Origin of the sequence: Pedobacter sp. BAL39, assembly GCF_000170795.1 — a bacterium.
In the GTDB taxonomy this organism is placed as follows: Bacteria; Bacteroidota; Bacteroidia; order Sphingobacteriales; family Sphingobacteriaceae; genus Pedobacter.
The window spans coordinates 185,273-204,225 of sequence record NZ_ABCM01000003.1 but is presented as its reverse complement, the minus strand read 5'-3'; the positions used below and the strand labels follow the sequence as shown (position 1 = coordinate 204,225).

At 40.0% G+C, this 18,953-nt stretch carries 19 protein-coding genes; 10 read left to right on the top strand and 9 right to left on the bottom strand.

Translation table 11 applies throughout. The features are described from left to right. Genes PBAL39_RS25540 through PBAL39_RS05280 form a run of 3 tightly spaced genes read right to left on the bottom strand, consistent with a single transcriptional unit; the run spans position 1 to position 2,663 of the window. Positions 1–729 (bottom strand): hypothetical protein, encoded by a 729-nt coding sequence (locus PBAL39_RS25540; RefSeq protein ID WP_008239070.1) that lies wholly within the window; start codon positions 727–729, stop codon positions 1–3. Then, on the bottom strand, positions 710–1,591 hold the full coding sequence (locus tag PBAL39_RS05285; RefSeq protein WP_008239069.1) for a hypothetical protein: 882 nt from the start codon (positions 1,589–1,591) through the stop codon (positions 710–712). The genes PBAL39_RS25540 and PBAL39_RS05285 overlap by 20 nt, the downstream gene beginning before the upstream one ends. Before the next feature lies 1 nt (position 1,592). Continuing rightward, positions 1,593–2,663, bottom strand: coding sequence for a glycosyltransferase family 2 protein (locus PBAL39_RS05280; RefSeq protein WP_083801700.1), 1,071 nt, complete (start codon positions 2,661–2,663; stop codon positions 1,593–1,595). Between the two features lie 92 nt (positions 2,664–2,755). On the opposite strand from PBAL39_RS05280, the gene PBAL39_RS05275 reads away from it, so the two are divergent. The 6 genes from PBAL39_RS05275 to PBAL39_RS05250 all read left to right on the top strand — a co-directional run bounded on the left by PBAL39_RS05275 (position 2,756) and on the right by PBAL39_RS05250 (position 10,289). Beyond that, positions 2,756–5,065: a peptidase domain-containing ABC transporter gene (locus PBAL39_RS05275; RefSeq protein ID WP_008239067.1), complete on the top strand. Its 2,310-nt coding sequence runs from the start codon at positions 2,756–2,758 to the stop codon at positions 5,063–5,065. A gap of 3 nt (positions 5,066–5,068) precedes the next feature. Further along, a complete protein-coding gene (locus PBAL39_RS05270) occupies positions 5,069–6,382 on the top strand; it encodes an HlyD family efflux transporter periplasmic adaptor subunit (protein ID WP_008239066.1) in 1,314 nt (437 codons plus the stop codon). A gap of 4 nt (positions 6,383–6,386) precedes the next feature. Further along, the gene (gene glf / locus PBAL39_RS05265; RefSeq protein WP_008239065.1) at positions 6,387–7,514 is read left to right on the top strand and encodes a UDP-galactopyranose mutase; all 1,128 of its coding nucleotides are present in this window, start codon (positions 6,387–6,389) and stop codon (positions 7,512–7,514) included. Next, complete coding sequence (locus tag PBAL39_RS24525; RefSeq protein ID WP_008239064.1) at positions 7,504–8,889, top strand: glycosyltransferase family 32 protein; 1,386 nt, start codon at positions 7,504–7,506, stop codon at positions 8,887–8,889. The genes glf and PBAL39_RS24525 overlap by 11 nt, the downstream gene beginning before the upstream one ends. 273 nt (positions 8,890–9,162) lie before the next feature. Further along, a complete protein-coding gene (locus PBAL39_RS05255; protein WP_008239062.1) occupies positions 9,163–9,738 on the top strand; it encodes a chemotaxis protein CheB in 576 nt (191 codons plus the stop codon). A 110-nt stretch (positions 9,739–9,848) separates the two neighbouring features. Then, positions 9,849–10,289, top strand: a complete 441-nt coding sequence (locus PBAL39_RS05250; RefSeq protein ID WP_008239060.1) for a nuclear transport factor 2 family protein — start codon at positions 9,849–9,851, stop codon at positions 10,287–10,289. A 61-nt stretch (positions 10,290–10,350) separates the two neighbouring features. Here PBAL39_RS05250 and PBAL39_RS05245 read toward each other — a convergent pair whose 3' ends face one another. The 5 genes from PBAL39_RS05245 to PBAL39_RS05225 form a co-directional block, all read right to left on the bottom strand. After that, complete coding sequence (locus PBAL39_RS05245; RefSeq protein WP_008239058.1) at positions 10,351–10,734, bottom strand: helix-turn-helix domain-containing protein; 384 nt, start codon at positions 10,732–10,734, stop codon at positions 10,351–10,353. A gap of 118 nt (positions 10,735–10,852) precedes the next feature. Continuing rightward, a complete protein-coding gene (locus PBAL39_RS05240; RefSeq protein ID WP_008239056.1) occupies positions 10,853–11,476 on the bottom strand; it encodes a carbonic anhydrase family protein in 624 nt (207 codons plus the stop codon). 84 nt (positions 11,477–11,560) lie between these two features. Further along, complete coding sequence (locus PBAL39_RS05235; RefSeq protein ID WP_008239048.1) at positions 11,561–11,785, bottom strand: DUF4287 domain-containing protein; 225 nt, start codon at positions 11,783–11,785, stop codon at positions 11,561–11,563. A gap of 110 nt (positions 11,786–11,895) precedes the next feature. Further along, positions 11,896–12,255, bottom strand: a complete 360-nt coding sequence (locus PBAL39_RS05230; protein ID WP_008239046.1) for a response regulator transcription factor — start codon at positions 12,253–12,255, stop codon at positions 11,896–11,898. After that, complete coding sequence (locus PBAL39_RS05225; protein ID WP_008239045.1) at positions 12,248–13,786, bottom strand: PAS domain-containing sensor histidine kinase; 1,539 nt, start codon at positions 13,784–13,786, stop codon at positions 12,248–12,250. Before PBAL39_RS05225 ends, PBAL39_RS05230 begins: the two co-directional genes overlap by 8 nt. A 297-nt stretch (positions 13,787–14,083) precedes the next feature. On the opposite strand from PBAL39_RS05225, the gene PBAL39_RS05220 reads away from it, so the two are divergent. From PBAL39_RS05220 to PBAL39_RS05205, 4 genes are all read left to right on the top strand, one after another. After that, positions 14,084–15,595: a PAS domain-containing sensor histidine kinase gene (locus tag PBAL39_RS05220; protein WP_008239044.1), complete on the top strand. Its 1,512-nt coding sequence runs from the start codon at positions 14,084–14,086 to the stop codon at positions 15,593–15,595. An 80-nt stretch (positions 15,596–15,675) separates the two neighbouring features. Continuing rightward, entirely contained in the window at positions 15,676–16,773 is a 1,098-nt protein-coding gene (locus tag PBAL39_RS05215; RefSeq protein WP_008239043.1) for an AraC family transcriptional regulator, read from the top strand. Between the two features lie 23 nt (positions 16,774–16,796). Beyond that, positions 16,797–18,005, top strand: coding sequence for an FAD-dependent monooxygenase (locus PBAL39_RS05210; RefSeq protein WP_008239041.1), 1,209 nt, complete (start codon positions 16,797–16,799; stop codon positions 18,003–18,005). Between the two features lie 70 nt (positions 18,006–18,075). Then, on the top strand, positions 18,076–18,306 hold the full coding sequence (locus PBAL39_RS05205) for a hypothetical protein (RefSeq protein ID WP_008239040.1): 231 nt from the start codon (positions 18,076–18,078) through the stop codon (positions 18,304–18,306). A 2-nt stretch (positions 18,307–18,308) separates the two neighbouring features. Here the strand turns inward: PBAL39_RS05205 and PBAL39_RS05200 are convergent, their stop codons facing one another. Beyond that, positions 18,309–18,860, bottom strand: coding sequence for a hypothetical protein (locus PBAL39_RS05200; RefSeq protein WP_008239038.1), 552 nt, complete (start codon positions 18,858–18,860; stop codon positions 18,309–18,311). Positions 18,861–18,953: the final 93 nt, after the last annotated feature.

Sequence of the window (18,953 nt, the reverse complement as noted above, 5' to 3'; positions counted from 1 at the left end):
CTATGGTTGGTTGCTCATCTCATATAACGTAATTCCGATACTTATGCCGTTGGCAATTAAACCGACAGGTCCGGGAACAAAACTTAATCCACCTAAAAGGGCTTTACCCGCATCGTAAACATCCTGACTAGTGATGTTACCATCACTGATAGCAATAACAGCTTTAACACCATTATAGATAGCGCCGACAGCTACTACCTTACTCAGTCCGGTTTTTCCAATTGACTCCATCATACCAGTTATTGGTTGTCCGCCAGTACTGGTGATCAATTGGTTAATCGCAGCATGCTGAAGGGTTTGAAGTGAATTGGCCAGACTAGTGCTTGTAGCGATCTTGTCTGCCATGTCATCATATTTCGAATCCATCCAGGCAGCCGCTAACTCGTAAAAACTCGGTGTTGTTCCACCGCCCGTATAACCGCCGCCTGTATAACCTCCACCGGTATATCCACCACTACCGCCGCCGGTACCTGGAGTTGGCCACCAGATTGGAGGATACCCACCGCCCCCGGTTCCACCTCCCGAGTAGCTTCCGTAATTGCCACCTCCATAAATCGGCACTTCCGGTAAATAGATCTCATAATCATATCCTCCATAGTCTCCGTATCCTCCAGACCCTCCATCGCCATACCCACCATCATAACCACCTTTAAGTCCACGTGAATACTCAATGTCGAGAAGCTCCATCTCTTCCCCTAACTGTTCTAAATTAAGCTTTAACTTTTTCATACTTTGGTTTTAAACTATTTGTTAATAATTGGTTTTCAAAAACTTTCAAAACAACTTTTAAAGCAATAAGCGTAAAATGGGTACTATTCAAATCCAAATGCTCTTTCACGATTCCGCAGGTATCCAGAAATATACCTGTGAAATTGTTGTTATCATTGTCCCATTTTTCAAATGTCTCAATCCAAGGATGCAAATCTTCTAAGTCTTCTGCACAGGACCGGTTTTTGATATTTTTATACCAGAGATTAAGTTGTCGTTTATTTGCTGTATAAACATTGTTCGATTTCAATTCTATTAGTGAGGTTCTACCTTGCCCGATTGCATCAATAATTGTGTTTAAATTGGCAATGACTTCATATTGCGACTTATTAGTAAATAGAATCATTGCCGTCAAAAGCTGCAGTTGAATAAACAGTACAAATTTGTTCTCAGTAGTCAGTTTTTTATTACTGAAAAATTTGATAATAATCTTTGATAGCGCAACTCTTATTCCCGATAACACCTCGCGTGGTATATTTTCCGTGAACCCGGGGTAATCCTCATACACTCCAAAAAAAATATTATTGTTTGGGAAATCAATAAATAAGGAGTTTAGTGGAAAAATCAATTTGACATCGGGTGATGGCTTTTTTACCATAAATTTTTTTACACTTTCACTGAAGGTAGATACATACCCATCCTGCAAAATTGGCGAACTGATACGAACGTGGTAACCCTGATCACAAGAAAAATGAATGAATGCATCATTAAACAATTCAGGAAATAGGTTGCTAATCTTATTTAAATAACCAATCAACTTATGGCTATCCTCCCTGGAATAGAATATTGATATCCGCTGAAAATCGAATTGAATATTTTTCATGTCATAATGTATATGTTACGTATTTACCTTTACCATATCCCCCATCATTTACTTTAAACCTTTTATTCATTAAATTTTCATCCATAATATTTCTATTGCTTATTTGATTGTAAAAGAACAATGTAACCTCCAACAATCCTGGATTTGTGATTTTATAAAAAAGGTGCTGCTCCTTAGTTTGGTAAACATCATTTTTAAATCTTTTAATTATTGTATTGTTATTGGAAAAGTTCAGATACAAGGATTTTGAAGATTCTGTCCACGTTCCTTCAATCCATTTGTGCTCTTGGATAGAAAATTTGAAATGCTTATTTAAAGGCAAAGGATTACGGCATCGTTCAATCGCAGCCTTAATATGATTATTAATAATATGGGCCCTGGAATATGTTCCGTTTTTAAAACGCAAAATAAGTTCGGAACAGTACGGATTTTCGTATCGAATCAAAACGTCATAATGACTTTTCCCACCGGGAAAGTTAGTCATCCGAGTGGCGTTGGAATGCTTTACTGCACTTAAAAAGTGTTTTGATATCTGCAATTTCCTAAGACCCAATCCCTCCAGTCTGTTTGCCAAATCAAAATCATCAAAACCATAGTGTTTCATTCGTTCGTCGTAGCCATTTACATTCTGAAAATCTTCTCTACGCACACATATTCGTCCCAAGACATCATTATTAACGTGTTTGATATTATGAGTCGTTAAAAAAATGGCTCCATTAAAATGAAACATACGTTGAACATAAGCCGCAAAGCCTTTACCCGTGAAGTTATCAGCATCAATATTACAGAGGATATCGCCAGATGCAAGGTTAAATGCCATGTTCCGGGAATGTGACATATTGTAATGTAAAGGATCGTTTGTGCGAAATATCTTAACTCTACCTGATTCGATTTCAGTTCTGAAGTTTCTATATAACGGGTTGAATATTTCCTGTGATGAATTATAATCCAGAATGATGAACTCCAAATCATCATAGTCAATATTATCAATAATATTTTGTGATAATGTTTGTAGCAGATGAGGCAGTCTATCCATTACTGTCGTACAAAAAGAAATCTTGCAAGGTTTCATGAGAGGTTAATTAAATGAAAGCTTAAAGTATATTTTTTTTTGTAATTATAAGTAAATTCAATAATTTCACAAAATAAAAAATAAAAAATCTTATGATTACGCTCCAACGCTTTCCCGTTGACCGGCAATTCGACATGATGGATTGTGGTCCTGCTTGTTTAAAAAGCATTGCAAAATATTATGGAAAATTTTACTCCTTACAATTTCTTCGAGATAAATGCGGAATATCAAAAGAAGGGGTGTCTTTTCTTGATTTAAGTTTTGCAGCTGAAAGCATTGGACTTAAAACACTTTGTTTTAAAGCTACCTTCGAAGACTTAAGATTGAAGGTTCCTCTACCGTGTGTTATACATTGGGCCGATAGTCATTTTGTGGTAGTTCACAAAATCAAGGGAAATAGAGTATACATATCGGATCCTGCGAAAGGATTAGTTACATATTCAAGTCGTGAATTTCAAGACTGCTGGATAAAAAAAAATGAGAATATTGAAAAAGGAGTGATCCTGGCAGTTGAACCTCAGGCAGACTTCATACTGCGTCAGGAAAGTGAGAGATTGAATCGCAAAAAAACATTCGAAAATATTATCTCATACTTTAGACCCTACAGTAAGAATTTCTTGAACCTTTTTTTGGTAATGCTAATCGTAACAGTTATGCAGGGATTGCTACCTTTCATTTCCAAAGCAGTAATTGATATAGGAATCCAGCGCCACGATGTTGATTTTATAAATATAGTTCTGATTGCAAATATCGCGATCATTCTAAGTATTACGCTATCTAATGCTGTCAGGGACTGGATTTTAATTCATATCACATCAAGAATCAACATAGCGTTAATTTCAGACTATCTGATGAAATTAATGAAACTGCCAATAACCTTCTTTGAATCAAAAATGACAGGTGATATTTTGCAACGAGCAAATGATCACGAGCGAATAAGAAGTTTCATTATGAATAATTCAATAAATCTCATTTTCTCGAGTTTGACTTTTGTTGTTTTCGCCGTAGTACTTTGGATATATAATCCTACGATTTTCTGGCTTTTCACAGGAGGCAGCTTGCTCTATTCAGTCTGGGTATTGGGATTTATGAGCATCCGAAAAAAGCTCGACTGGAATTATTTCGAATTGGTGTCAAGAAATCAGAGCTATTGGGTTGAAACAATAGAAGGAATGCAGGATATAAAGATTAATAACTATGAAAAAGCGAAAAGGTGGAAGTGGGAAAATATACAAGCTCGGTTGTATAAAGTAAATTTACGGAATCTGCGCATAAACAATCTGCAAAATTTAGGAGCTCAATTTATCGATAGCGTTAAAAACCTTGTCATTACTTTTTATTGTGCAAAAGCCGTAATTAATGGTGAGATTACTTTTGGAGTAATGATATCAACCCAATTCATTATTGGTATGCTAAGCGGTCCCATCCAGCAATTCGTACAATTTATAATTTCTGCCCAATTCGCTCATCTCAGTTTTCTTAGGCTAAATGAAATTCATGAGCTTGACGAAGAAGAGGACTTATCAGGAGATAACAACTTTGAATTACCAACCAGCAAAGACCTTAACCTAAAACAGGTTTTTTTTCAATATACGCAAACAGCACCCGTGGTAATAAAAGGTATAAATCTGACCATTCCAGAAGGCAAGGTTACTGCTATTGTAGGTGACAGTGGTAGTGGGAAATCTACCCTCTTGAAGTTACTACTCCGTCTTTACAAGCCATCTTTTGGTGAGATACAGCTCGGAGATATGAATGTGAACAATATAAGTCTCAGACAATGGAGAGATAAAATTGGTGTGGTCATGCAAGATGGGAAGATCTTCAATGATACTATCTTAAATAACATTGTGCTGGATGCCGAAAAAATTGATTATGAGATGTTGCGTCATGCGGTTGATACAGCAAATATTTCAAAGGAAATAGAGCAATTGCCGCTTGGCTACAAAACTGTAATGGGTGAGATGGGAAGAGGATTAAGTGGCGGGCAAAAACAGCGCGTGCTTATTGCAAGAGCATTATACAAAAATCCAGACTTTTTGTTTTTCGACGAAGCCACCAATTCTCTTGATACAATTAACGAGCAGAAAATAATCTCCGCCCTAGAGAATGTGTTTAAAGGCAGGACTGTAATTGTGGTGGCGCACCGACTTAGTACCATACGCAAAGCTGACCAAATAGTTGTCATGAAAGATGGAAATGTAATTGAAATTGGCAATCATGAACATTTGATGCGCCTAAAGGGAAGATATTATCAACTTGTTTCCTCCCAAACGGACATTATTTCGACTGTGGAGAGTGGTATAGAAAATCTGGAGACATCCCAAAGCAAAGAGGAAATTACAAACAATCTTGCTGAAACATTGAAAGATGTCATAAATACAAATGCATTTAAAATATAAACCATGCCAAATATAGATTTAAAAAATGCGGAACGTACTGAGGAAGTACAAGAGATAATTGGCAGAATGCCAAACAGATTTGGAATCAAGATCACCATTTTCGTAGTTCTTATAATGATTATTTTTTGTTCTTTCGGGTGGATCATTAAGTATCCTGACGTGGTCACGGGAGAAATAGTTATAAATGCAGAGAGCTCACCCATTAAACTTGTAGCAAACTCTTCCGGAAGAATTAACCTCCTAAATTCAAAGGATATGATGGATGTACAGCCTGGATCCTACATAGCTGTGATCCAGAACTCGGCAAATTATTCAGATGTGTTAACAATTAAATCTATCTTAGTTAATTTTAAGGGCGATGGGTCAAACAATGAACAAATTTTAAAAATACTACCTAGAAATGTCTCGTTAGGCGAACTCAACATTAAATATTTCACCTTCGTGAATTCCTTATCACAGTTCGTAGAATACCGTGTTGATAATAGCTATAATAAACAAAATAAGATTCTTCAAAAGTTATTGGATGAATATCGCAGAATTCTAGATATTTCAAAAACTCGATCAGACATGAGCGGACAAAATTTATCTATTATGAATAAGCTTCACAATATCGATACAGGATTGTTAAGTAAAAAAGTTTTATCACAATTAGAGAAGGACAGATCTCAGATAAACCTGATAGCTGCCCAAGAAGGACATCAAAATATGTTAAAAGATGTTTCGTTGACTACGGCACAATTGCAACAAACTCAAAGTCAGCTGGAGCAAAACATCTTGCAGCAGAGACAGAAGGAATCCCAGTTGACATTAGATCTTTTAACGTCATTTGCAGAACTGGAGGACAACATCAAAGCTTGGGAGCACAAATATGTTTTCAAAGCTCCTATGACTGGGAAGCTTCAATTTTTAAAGTTCTGGAACACCGATCAGTTTATTCAAAATGGCGAAAGTGCATTTACCGTCGTTCCGTCAAAAAATCACATTATCGGACAAATGACATTACTTGCATCTGGTGCAGGCAAAGTTAAAAAAGGTCAGGAAGTGATTATCAAACTGGACAATTACCCATACATGGAGTATGGCAGCATCAAGGGTCGAGTGTCGTCGATTTCGCTGACGACAAACCCTATTTCAACTAAAGAAGGCATGAAAGACACCTATCTAGTGTCTGTTGATTTACCTGACAGACTAAAAACTAATTATGGATCCGAGTTAGATTTTAGATTTGAAATTAAGGGAACAGGTGATATTGTAGCAAATCAGCGTAAGTTAATAGAAAGGCTATTTGACAATTTACGCTATAAAGTTAACGAATAAGCTAATGTACACATATGATTACGTCATCATCGGGTCGGGCCTGTTCGGAGCAGTATTCGCTCATGAGATGAATAAGGTAGGAAGAAAATGCATAGTTATTGAAAAACGAAACCATATAGGTGGGAATATTTACACCCATAAAACCGAAGGGATAAATATTCATAAATATGGCGCTCACATTTTTCATACTGATGATAAAGCGGTATGGGATTACGTCTCACAGTTTACATCATTCAATAACTTCATAAATTCCCCTCTCGCTAATTACAACGGCAAACTTTTCAATTTACCGTTTAATATGAATACTTTCTATCAACTATGGGGTACCATAACGCCAGCGGAGGCAAAGTACAAAATAGCCCAGGAAACCAAAGCTTACAGGCTTGCCCAACCTAAAAACCTAGAAGAACACGCGCTAGCAAGCGTAGGTCTTGAAATATATCTAAAGTTTATAAAGGCATATACTGAAAAACAATGGGGTATGAGTCCTACCCGTTTACCAGCTTCTATATTAAAGCGTATACCAATACGTTTTACCTACGATAATAATTATTTTAAACACAGATATCAAGGTATCCCCGTGGGTGGTTATACTTCCATAATCTCGAAATTGCTCGATGGAATCGAAACCAAATTGAATACAGACTTTCACGCTAGCCCGGATGAATTTAGGTCGTTAGGTAGAAAACTGATTTTTTCGGGAAAAATAGATGAATATTACAATTACAGATTTGGTGCGCTGGATTATCGAAGTCTTCGTTTCGAAGAAGAAACTCTTGACATCGAAAACTTTCAAGGGAATGCTGTGGTAAATTATACCGGAGACAACCACCAATTTACGCGCATCTACGAACACAAACATTTTGAATTTGGGACGCAGGGGAAAACAGTCATAACAAGAGAATACCCCATCAAATACACCCGTGATGTAGAGCCCTACTACCCTATAAATGACGTCCTAAACAATGACACTTATAACAGATATAAAAAACTGGCCCAAACAGACGGGAAAGTTATCTTCGGGGGTAGATTGGGGGATTACAAGTATTACGACATGCACCAGGTAATCGGTTCCGCCCTAAGTAAGTCAAAAAAAGAGATTCTTGCAACAAAACATATATATGAAAAATGAAATCGTCGTTGTCATCGCTTGGCATGATGAATCCGATCCAGAAAAAATCGCCTGCTTCTTAGAAAATAAAAGGTCTTTTGAACTTCATAATCCAAGTACCAAAATCTACGTTGCAAAAAATCCATTTCTTGAAAATGATGTGGCATGGCTATCCTCTGATCTTTCCATTTTTACATGGTATAGATTAAACCGGTCGTCTATATCGTCAAAAAGATTTCTTTTAATTGAGTGGGATTGCTGGTGCGATGTGTCTTTGGAATCATATTTTTCTTTTGCCTGGGACCAAGATATCGTTGGACCATGTGTAAAATATCCTGAGCGAGATGACTGGTATTGGTTCAGTAAAATCAATGATTTACCGGCTCCTATTCGAATGTATGCAACAGGGATAGTTCCATTTTGCGGTATTTTAGTTTCAGAAATGGCAATGAACATGATCTGTGATGAGATTCTTAAAGCTGAATATGCTGGATTAAATAGCGAATTAAGGTTCGCAACGATAGCTACGGCACTGGGATTAGATCCTGTTCCGAATCCCGTTGCCTCTCGCAGTTTAACATGGCGAAAAAACATTCCGTTTGATCATAAATACCGTGGTCTCCATCACCCTAGAAAGCGACTAATAGAAAGTAGATTGATGGAGGAAATTTCCAGTTTAGAGACCTTAGACAAGGATAGCTTTCCAAGGATCATACATCAGACTTGGCCTACTAAAGACCTTCCATCATATTTTGTTACATTATCCAATACATGGAAAGACAGCCATCCCGAATGGAAATATGTTCTATGGACGGATGATATGAATAAAGAATTTATCAGTAAATTTTACCCGGAGTTTCTGGATCAGTATAACTCTTATCAAGTGGAAATAGAAAGAGTCGATGCCGTGCGCTATTTTATACTAATGCATTTCGGGGGCGTTTTTATCGATATGGACTTTGAATGCTTGAAAAACATAGATGATCTTATACAGGACGCGGAATGTTTTTTTTCAGTCGAACCTGATGCGCATTGCGAAAAATTTAATAAGCAGAAAATCTTGTGCAATGCCTTTATGGGCTGTAAACCCGGGAATATCTTTTTTAAGAGTCTTTGTCAATCCTTAGAGTTTACCTGGAATTATAAAAAATCTATAGAGGTCACATTAGAGAATGCAGGTCCTTTTGCATTGACTAAAATATATGATGCCTATATTCATAAAAGCACCATCAAAATAATTGAATCTGAAAAAGTTTATCCTCTTACCGCTAAAGAGGCACGAATGGCAATTAAGGGCGAAATTTCTGAAGACTTACAAATGAAAGTTGAAAAAGCATATGCCGTACATTATTTTTTAGGAACCTGGTACACTCAAGAAAAATATTTGATAAAATAACAGTTTAATTGGAATTCATCCATCAAGGAGAGCCAGACGTGAAAGGTGAGTTTCGGCATTAAATAATTTACTGAACGATGTAATATTCACCGCTAGTCGGGAGATGCAAATCTTACTAAGATCAAGAACTTCAGTCCCTATTTAATATAAACCTACACCTCTAGTAATTGCGGTAACTGCAACAATAGGGATAAAAACCCATCACTTTAAATTTGAATTATCCAAAACCAAGTTATTACTAGCACTGTTACACAATAGCACCTAAATCATGCTATGAAAACAAGTTTTTACGTCGTTGGAATAGGCGCTTCTGCTGGCGGCCTGCTTCCTTTATATGAATTTTTTGACCACATTCCGAGCGATATTAATGCAGCATTTGTGGTAACTACCCATCTGGACCGGGACAGGTTTAGTATACTGGCAGAATTGCTTTCTACGCATAGCGGGCTCCACGTTGCACGAGTGGAACAGGATGTAGAAATACAGCCAGGAAACATCTACGTACTCACAGAAAATACTTCTATAACCACAGATAATGGATGGATTAAGGTGGTGACCCGCGATCAAAACATTATTAATTCTTCGGTAGACATCTTCTTCAAATCCCTGGCTACAGACTTCAAGGAAAAGGCGATAGGAATCGTACTTTCTGGAGGTGGGGAGGACGGCCTTGCCGGCGCGTTGAAAATGAATGAATTCGGTGGAATTGTAATGGCGCAAACCCTGATCACAGCTAAAGCCCATGGGATGCCGGGAGCAATTATCGATCGCGATCACCCCATTGAAGTATTAAGTCCTGATAAACTTGCTGAAAAGATTGTGGAACTATGCGGTGTTATTGTCCAATAAGTACGTATTAGTAAGCTGATAACCTTTAGGTAATGACTATTAAATTGTAACTATATATCCTCTAATTTTGCTGACAACAAAAAATAGGATGTATAATTAATTTAAAAATCATGTCATTAGAAACCTTAAAAATCAAAGAAGAACTTAGAGACTTAATAGACGCGTATGCTTATTTAAGTGATGAAAAAAAAATCTCCGAAGTAATGGGACTGTTTACGCCTGATGTCACCTACAAAGTTTACATGGGAGACTTTCTGGCGGCAAATGTCTCGGGAACAGAAAACATGGAAAAGGAATTTCTCGGCCACGCCTCCCTCGTAAAAACCTATTTTACGATGAATGGACAGCATACGGTAAAAATAAATGGAGATACCGCTAAGGGTGTTTCGTTTTCCCAGATTAAGATGATCAGGGAATCAGGAGACGGTGACGTACTAACTGATTATAGTGTTAAATATGACGACAAGTATGTATTGAGGGATGAGCAATGGTTGATAAAAGAGCGGATCGCTTACTTCATCATTGTGGAGGAACGGGCACTTAAGCGTTAATATTCGGTCATCAAAAAAAGGCAGGTGAATCGTTGATCGATCATACCTGCCTTTTGATTCTTTATAAATTTGAAGATCTTTCACTCCTGATCTTTTCACGATGCTGCATGCCCCATTCTGTCATTGCCCCAACCACCTTTTCAAGGGTATGGCTATAGGGATGCAATTGATATTCGATAGTGACCGGATATCCTGCAGTAACCGTTCTTACGATAAAGCCATTCATTTCCAGCTCCTTCAATTCACTCGACAACACTCTGGCTGAAATCCCGGTTACTTGTTTCTGCAGATCAGTAAACCTGTTGTTCCCTCTTGCCATCGCAATGATGATCATCAGCTTCCATTTGCCACCAATGGCATATAGCGCATCTGATACCGCGTTAAGCACTTTCGTACAATCTTCAGTGAAAGCTTTGTTTGCTGGTTGCCCCTCTGTATGTTCCATATAATGATGCGGATATGATCTGATCACCTTTTGCCAACAGGTAATAAATTGTTAGCAAAGATAAACCAATTTTAACAATGGACGATACAAAGATCAAAGTGCATCAGCTTGCCGGATATTATTCGTAGAATGAAACCTGTCCCGTTTCCACGTCATAGAGCGCACCAATAATTTTGATAGTGCCTTGCTCTTCCAATTCCGCGATGATAGGGCTCTCACGTCTGATGCGGTCGATGGTAAGCGTGACGTGAATATCAATTACCTTATTCACAAATTCCACATTTGTTCCCGTGCGGTTGTCAGTGACGGATTTTTCTTTTGCAATTGCTGGCTGGATCTTGTTGAGCAACGTAGTTAGATTACCGAGTTCAACATGGTTACAGGCACCAACAATAGCTCCACATTTGGTATGACCAAGGACGACAATAATTTTTGTTCCGACGACCTTGGTGCCAAATTCCATGCTTCCTAAAATGTCTTCGTTTAGTATATTTCCGGCGATACGGATACTGAATACATCGCCCAGCCCCTGGTCAAATATCAGCTCTGCAGAAGTCCGGCTATCAATACAGCTTAAAATCGTTGCAAAAGGAAACTGTCCTGCCGAGGTTTCATTTACCTGTTGCAGGAGGTTTCGGTTGGCTTTCAAGTTATTGACAAACCTCTGGTTACCTTCCTTTAAAATTTCCAGGGCGGTATCAGGATTTAAGTTGTTTTGTGTTTCTTTTGAATGTGTACGCATATTTTCTTGATATGATGATGGTCACTAAAACTACAAAAAAACGGCCAAAGTAGTTTTATGAAGTTTAAGTGCTTTCCTCATTTTTTAGATGCGCTCTTCGTTCTTTATGCCCTTCAGCAGGGCGTAAATTGCCATTGCATGACCGTGTCCCAGGTCAAAATCATCTTTCAACCATTTGGTAATGTCGCCAGCTTTAGCGGTTAAAACTCCGTTATCGGTAAATCCTTTATCCGCAGCTAAAGCCCTGAAATCAGCAGGTGTTTTACCGGTTTTTTCGTTAATTGTTTTTAAGTATCCTTGAAACGACATCAGCAATTAATTTTAAACAAAATTAGGCATAAACCTGATTCCGTGAGCAATAAAATGCGACAAAACGGATAGGCAGATGCGACAATATTAAACTACGGAAATCCCGTAAATTAGACGATGAGCTGTCGAATTTTAACCTCCAGTTCGTTCATGTCGAAGGGTTTATCGATGTAATCATCTGCTCCTGCATTTTCGGCAATGGATCTCCCTTCAGAACTTGCAGAGTACATGATCACCGGCAACTTATTGAACTGCACATCGGCTTTGATATTTTTCAATACCTGGTCGCCGGATAATAAAGGCATCCAGATATCCAGCAGCAAAAGATCAGGTTTTTCTTGTTGTAGTCCTTGTAAGACATTCAGACTATTGGCCTGCGTGATTACGTCAAAGCCATATTCATCCATAATCATTTCCATCATCTCTAAAATCCCTGCATCATCGTCACAGATCATGATCTTTTTAGGCATGGTCAACCTCCCTTCCATCCTGGTCTACCGGCAGCGTAAATGAAAACACGGACCCTTTGCCCAGTTCACTTTCCACCCAAAAAGAGCCATTATGATTTTTGATGATCTGATCACAGATATACAGTCCGATGCCCATCCCAGGGAAATTTTTCTGGATTGCCCCAACCCTATAAAACCGCTCGAAAATTTTCTTGCGCTCATCCTCTTTAATCCCCATTCCGAAATCTTTGACAGATACCTTGATAAAATTACTCACCCTGGACACGTAGACTTCCACTTCATCAGCATCGGGAGCATACTTGATCCCATTGCTGATCAGGTTGGTCAATACCTGGGTTAAGTGCGACTCATCACCAAAATATTGGGTCCCAGCCTTGCCTTTCAAGCTAATCTGATATTTGGGTGTCGCCGTTTGAATCCCCTCAACCGCTTCAGCTACCATTTTATCAAAGTCAAAAAGATCTTTATGTAGTTCTATATTTCCAGACTGGATCCGCGACACGTCCAGCAGCTCAGTGAGCAACTGGTTTAACCGCTCTACATACATTTCGGTCTTGCCCACTACAGATCTGAATTTATCCGAAGCCTGCTCTGGCATCAGACGTTGCATCATCTGCACATAGCCCACAACGGTGGTCAATGGTGTTTTCAGCTCATGACTGGCGATAGAAAGAAAATCATCTTTTCGCTGTTCAATATTTCGACGTTCAGTAATGTCTTCAATGGCCAGCAGGATCCTGTCTTTGAACTTTCCTTCCAGCTCCACACGATGCGCATTCAGCAACATCAGTTTACGGCCAATGTGAGGGAACTCATGCTCCACTTCGTAATCCAATACCGGGTTGTTGGTTGGAAGAATATCCTCCATCATTTTCTTCAGCTCCGGGATGTTCCATTGCCCGTTCCCCAGTTCATAAAGTAATCTGCCCTTGGTCTCGTTAATGCTTACTTTAAAAGTGCTCAGGAAGTGGTTATTTACGCTCAACACTTTATACTCTTTATCCATCACAATCAGACTCTCGCGAATGGTCTCCACGATGCTCGACAGGTATTCTTCACTTTCCCGGAGCATATTTGTACGGTCAATCACCGTTTGCTCTGTTTCCCGATAATTCTGCTCCAGATCCTGCTCTGCCTTCACGCGCGCTGAGACATCATTTTGTATTCCAATAAAGTTTGTGACTTCACCACTTTCGTTCTTTACTGCCGAAAGATAAAGTTCGTTATGGAACAGCACTCCGGTTTTGGTGTAATTTCGGACCTGTACTACGCAATTTTCGCCCGCGTCAATTGCAGCTCTGATGTCAAAACGAGCTTGCTGACTACGGTCACTGCTCTGCAGAAACCTGCAATTGCGGCCAATGATCTCGTCCCGGCTATAACCAGACAACTGTTCAAAAGCAGGATTGCAGTAGATGATTGGATTATCCGGCAATAAGTTGTCGGTGATTACAACCCCGGTATTCGCAGCTTCCAGCACCTTGACCAGCAAAGCAGGATCCGGATTGTTGTGTTTAATGGCAAAGGACATAAAGAAATTTTGAATAATAAACCCAAATACAATAGGTTTTGTTTAAGACAAAAATCAAAATGCTGTACAAAGAATACACATCTTATCTCCATCGCCTGATCATCCCACCTATATATTTCAATTACTTCGCCTAAATACGAAATAGAAAATCTATTGGATTTCCATACACTAAATGTCTCTAAATTCCTTGCTTCTTAAAGTGAATCAATCATATTCCTGTTTTTTCAAAACAGATCGTGTAAAACATTGTTGGCTAGAAAACTATAACTGAACTTTTGATAGACCAATATAAAGCTGATGCAGAATCTAGGAGAAGGGGCTATTAGTGCCCATGCTGAAAATCAACAAGTACTTAACCTGCTTCCCATCCCAATTGCAATATTGAGTGGCATGGAGCACCACATTACATTCGCGAATGATGCCATGTTCGAATTCTGGCGTAGGGACAGATCAGAAGAAACCATTGGAAGACCTGTACAGGTAGCTTTTCCAGAGCTCGATTCCAATTATTTAAGGCAACTCGGACAAGTCATGCAAACTGGGATTACCTCAAAAAATGAAGAAGTTCTGCTAACGTTAAATGACCGGCATGGCCAGCCCTATTCTATCTACATCGACTATACCTATCAGCCGATATTGGATGTGGATTCAAAAGTAACAGGCGTGCTGGTTACCGCCCAGGACATCAGTCATAAAGTTTCGGCTAAAAAAGCCTTACAGGAAGCTTCCGCACAGCTGGAGAATGCGAATTGCGCGTTGAAAGCAAGTAATGAGGAATGTATGATGGCGATAGAAACGGCAAAGCTCGGCACCTGGAAACTTAAATTGGTAAGTCAGGAAATCGAAGCGACGGAACGCGCAGTAGAAATCTGCGGATTGAAGGGGAAAGTAAGTTCATTCAGCGAATTTATAGCTTTAGTTGATCCGGATTACCAGAAAGAAGTTGAAGTGGCTTTCCAGGAATCCGCTGAAAACCAGACCAGCCTTGAGCTGGAATTCCCGTTTTTCGCTACGGGCAATACGCCCGAACGCTGGATCAGGCTGAGTGGCAAACCATCCCAGGGAAGCCAGAACAGCGACAGCACGCTAAGCGGTACGATACTCGACATCACCGATCAGAAGATGGAGGTCATCCGCAAAAACCAGTTCATCGGAATGGTCAGTCACGAGCTGAAAACTCCGCTTACCTCACTCACCGGAATGATCCAGTTGATCGGCAGAAAGGTAAATGCTGAAGCGGATGTCCAGTTGCAAAACATTTTGGAGAAGTCACTGCACCAGGTGAGCAAGATGACACACATGATCAACAGCTTTGTCAACATCTCGCGGCTGGAATCCGGAAAGTTTGAATTGCAACAGACAGAATTTGATATGGAAGAACTTATTGCAGAGTATCTTAGCGAAGCGCAACTCACCTCCCCGCAGCATCAATTCATCCAGCATGACTGTCAGACGGTTAACCTTACTGCTGATCGGCTCAAGATAGGCGCCGTGCTGGCCAATATGGTAAGCAACGCTGTTAAATATTCTCCGCAGGGCAGTCCCATTACCATTTCCTGCAGGAAGCTTGCCGGTCATTTAGAGGTTGCCGTTAAAGATCATGGATGTGGCATCGCAGAAAGCGACAGGAAGCGTGTGTTCGAACGGTTTAGTCACATCCACAATGCGCATGTGATGAACGCTTCCGGTTTTGGCATTGGTCTTTACCTGTGTGCTGAAATCATCAGGCACCACCAGGGAGAAATATGGGTTGACAATAACCCGGACGCAGGATGCACCTTTTATTTCAAGTTGCCTGTGAATACGTGATTTGTCCACCTAATACCGCCTTTAGTCAGTTTTAACGACATTAAATAGACCTACTTTTGTAGTTGAGATATAAATGACCTATGGCTAAAGATGATATAAGATTATTGGCACTTTCCGGGAAAGTAAATGAGGTCGTGATATCGCCGATGACGACATCTTATGCCCACTCTGAAAACGATCCCGATACTTCACGTGCGCACCGTCATGATTACCATTTATTGTTTTTATTAACCGGAGGTTCGGTAGAGATGTATGTGGATGGACAGTTGATTTCGATGGAAAAGTCATCCCTGTTACTCATCAGTCCGTCTCAGGTGCATCACTTCGTAGGGATGAAAGATATATCAGGTTGGGTAATGGCTTTAGACGGCAAAATACTTGACTCTAAAACCAATTCTGTTATCCAGGAGTCTGCAACAAAGATCTCTTTTTTCAAACTCAGCAAGGCTGACCTTGATTTTTTTGGAAATTGCCTGTCCAACGTTTACCATACGATCGAAAAAACAGAACCAGAATTATTTGCTACACAGTTGGTCCGTGCCCTGGCCAATGCTGTTTTCTATAAGATAGCCGACTTACATTGGTCGATCAACAGCGCTGTGGATGAGCGCTATACCCTAAGGCCTGTCCAGATCGTTCAGCAGTTTAAAGCATTGGTAAAAAAACACTTTATCGATTTAAAAAAGCCTTCTGCTTATGCTGCAAAGCTGAACATATCTGTCGCTTATCTAAACGATACGGTTAAAGCAATCACCGGATTCCCTGCTACGTATTTCCTGCAACAGGAGATCATCGGGGAAGCCCAGCGCCAATTGTTATATACATCGAAAAGTGTAAAGGAAGTGGCCTGCGTTCTGGGGTATGATGACTGGAAATACTTCACGCGCCTGTTTTCCAAGATTGCCGGGATGTCTCCAACAACATTCAGAAAAGCAAACTACCTGATTCCTTCAAATTTTGAAAAGATAGTCAAGATTTTCAAGACGGATGTGAATAGCAGTGCAGATTCAACAAAACTGATCAAATACCTTTCGAAAACATTTCCAGACTATAACATCAATTTTGACCTTGATGATCCGGATAAGATCCTTCGAATTGAAGGCCTACGACTTGATTCCCGGAAAATAATTACAGCTATGGACGCGCGGGCATTCCGCTGTGAAGAGATTTGCGATTAAACGATCAGCTCATTTACCAAATTATGAAAAGCAAAAAAATCCTTATTTCGGGTGCCAGCATAACTGGTCCTACCCTAGCTTACTGGCTGAACCGGTACGGCTTTGAAGTGATTGTAGTGGAGAAGTCAGCAGAATTGCGATTAGGAGGCCAGAATATTGACGTCAAAGGACCGGCGAAGGCAGTGGCACAAAAAATGGGCATTGTAGAAGAGATCCGTTCACTAAATACTACCGAAGCAGGAATAAAGTTTGTAGACGCATCAGACCGGATGCTGGCAGAATTCCCTAAAGGAGATTCGATGAGCATGACCCAGGAACTGGAGATCCTTCGTGGTGACCTGGTAAAAACACTATACAACCATACAAAAGATGATGTTTCCTATCGCTTTGGCGACCACATTACCAGTCTGGCCCAAACCGGGGATGTGGTAAATGTAGGTTTTGCATCTGGCAAAAAGGAACGTTTTGACCTGGTCATCTCAACGGAAGGGATCGGCTCGAACACTCGTAAGCTGGCGATCGACAGCCAGGTTAAATTTAAATACCTGGGTTTGCACACGGCTTATCTGACCATTCCTAAAACCGCGACAGATGGCCAATGGGCACGTTGGCACAATGCACCATCGGGCATCGTTTTTATGTTGCGCCCTGACAATTATGGCGAAACGAGGGCCTCTGTAACTTTTCTTGCAGATGAAGACCAGTACAGAGACCTGAACATAGAGGAGCAGAAGAAAGCTTTGATCCAACGTATTACAGGTGCAGGCTGGCAATCGGACCGTATCATCGAGGGCATCGGTCAGACGAAGGATCTATATTTCGACAGAGTTAGCCAGGTTAAGGCTTCCAGCTGGAGTGCGGGCAGGGTTGCCATTGCGGGTGATGCCGCATGGTGTGCCACACCAATTGCTGGGAAGGGAACAGACCTCGCCATGGCGGGTGCTTACATTCTTGCTGGAGAACTGTTTAAAGCCGATCACCATGAGCAGGCATTCGAAGCTTATGAAAAAAAGATGAGGGCTTATGTTGAGGCTTGTCAGAAATTACCACCGGGCATCCCCGGACTAGTCTACCCTACCTCGAAGTTTGGCGTAGCGGTTTTGAATCAGCTGGTGTCTGCCGTTGGAAGTAAACCAGTAAAATGGCTGATCGGCTTGTTTACAGGTAGCAGTAAATCGGCAAAAGATGAAATAGAGCTCCCGGACTACATGAAACAAAAAGCGTCAGACTAAGTTAAAGTATTGTAAATAAGCGCATAGTTACAAAATCAGGCACAGTAATTGTTTTTTATCTAAACCTATCATGAAAACAAAATTGTTCACCGAAAAATTACCTGAAGTTCTGGACTATGCATTAGCCATAGTGATCAGCTCCGTACCTGGATTTGCTGAAGCCGATACCTCTACAAAGCAGCTTTACCAATCCATTACCAAGGAACTGCTTGCCCAGGAATTGAAATCTAAAGGTGAATTTGCACGCAGAAACCTGCGTGTACTTAAAGGGAAGCGCAAAAGACTAAAAGCCACCGCGTAGCATTAATTTTTTTTTATTCTATTGTGTAAAATATAGATGGTGACGACATATATCACCACTATGGCTAAAGGAATGACCACAAATCTATTCCCTGGAAGAAGGTACCAAAGCAGCAATATTGCAACCGTACGAACAAGCGTATGAAATATTCCCACCCAATGGTCAATAATCCAGCTTAATGGAAGCCACATCAACCCGGTTAATATGCCAACAGTTAGAGGTAGCGAGGTATAATTTTCAATAAAAAATGGAATGGCGATGGAATACACCAATATTGCTTGTACCACGGTATAAAAAAATAGCTTGTCAAAGGTGTTCTTAGGTTTATTTTTATCGAGAAAATTTTCGCCTGTCAGTTTGGAGATTCCCATACCTAAGTACACAATTGAACCTGTTGCGACAAACAATACCCAAACAGTAATTTCTTCTGAAAGAAATAATCCTGACATAAGCACAATGAGCCAGGCTATCAATCCTGCTATTGGCGTAGCCAGAAGTTTGCTTTGCTTGAACTCACTTTTTTGTTCTTCAAGTGTCCTGACCTGATGTTCCATACTTTTATAAAATGCTATGAAGATTAAGCAATAACCTAAACTAAGTTAATAAAAAGCTGGAATATTGGGCAAGTATGCGATAGCGACAATCTT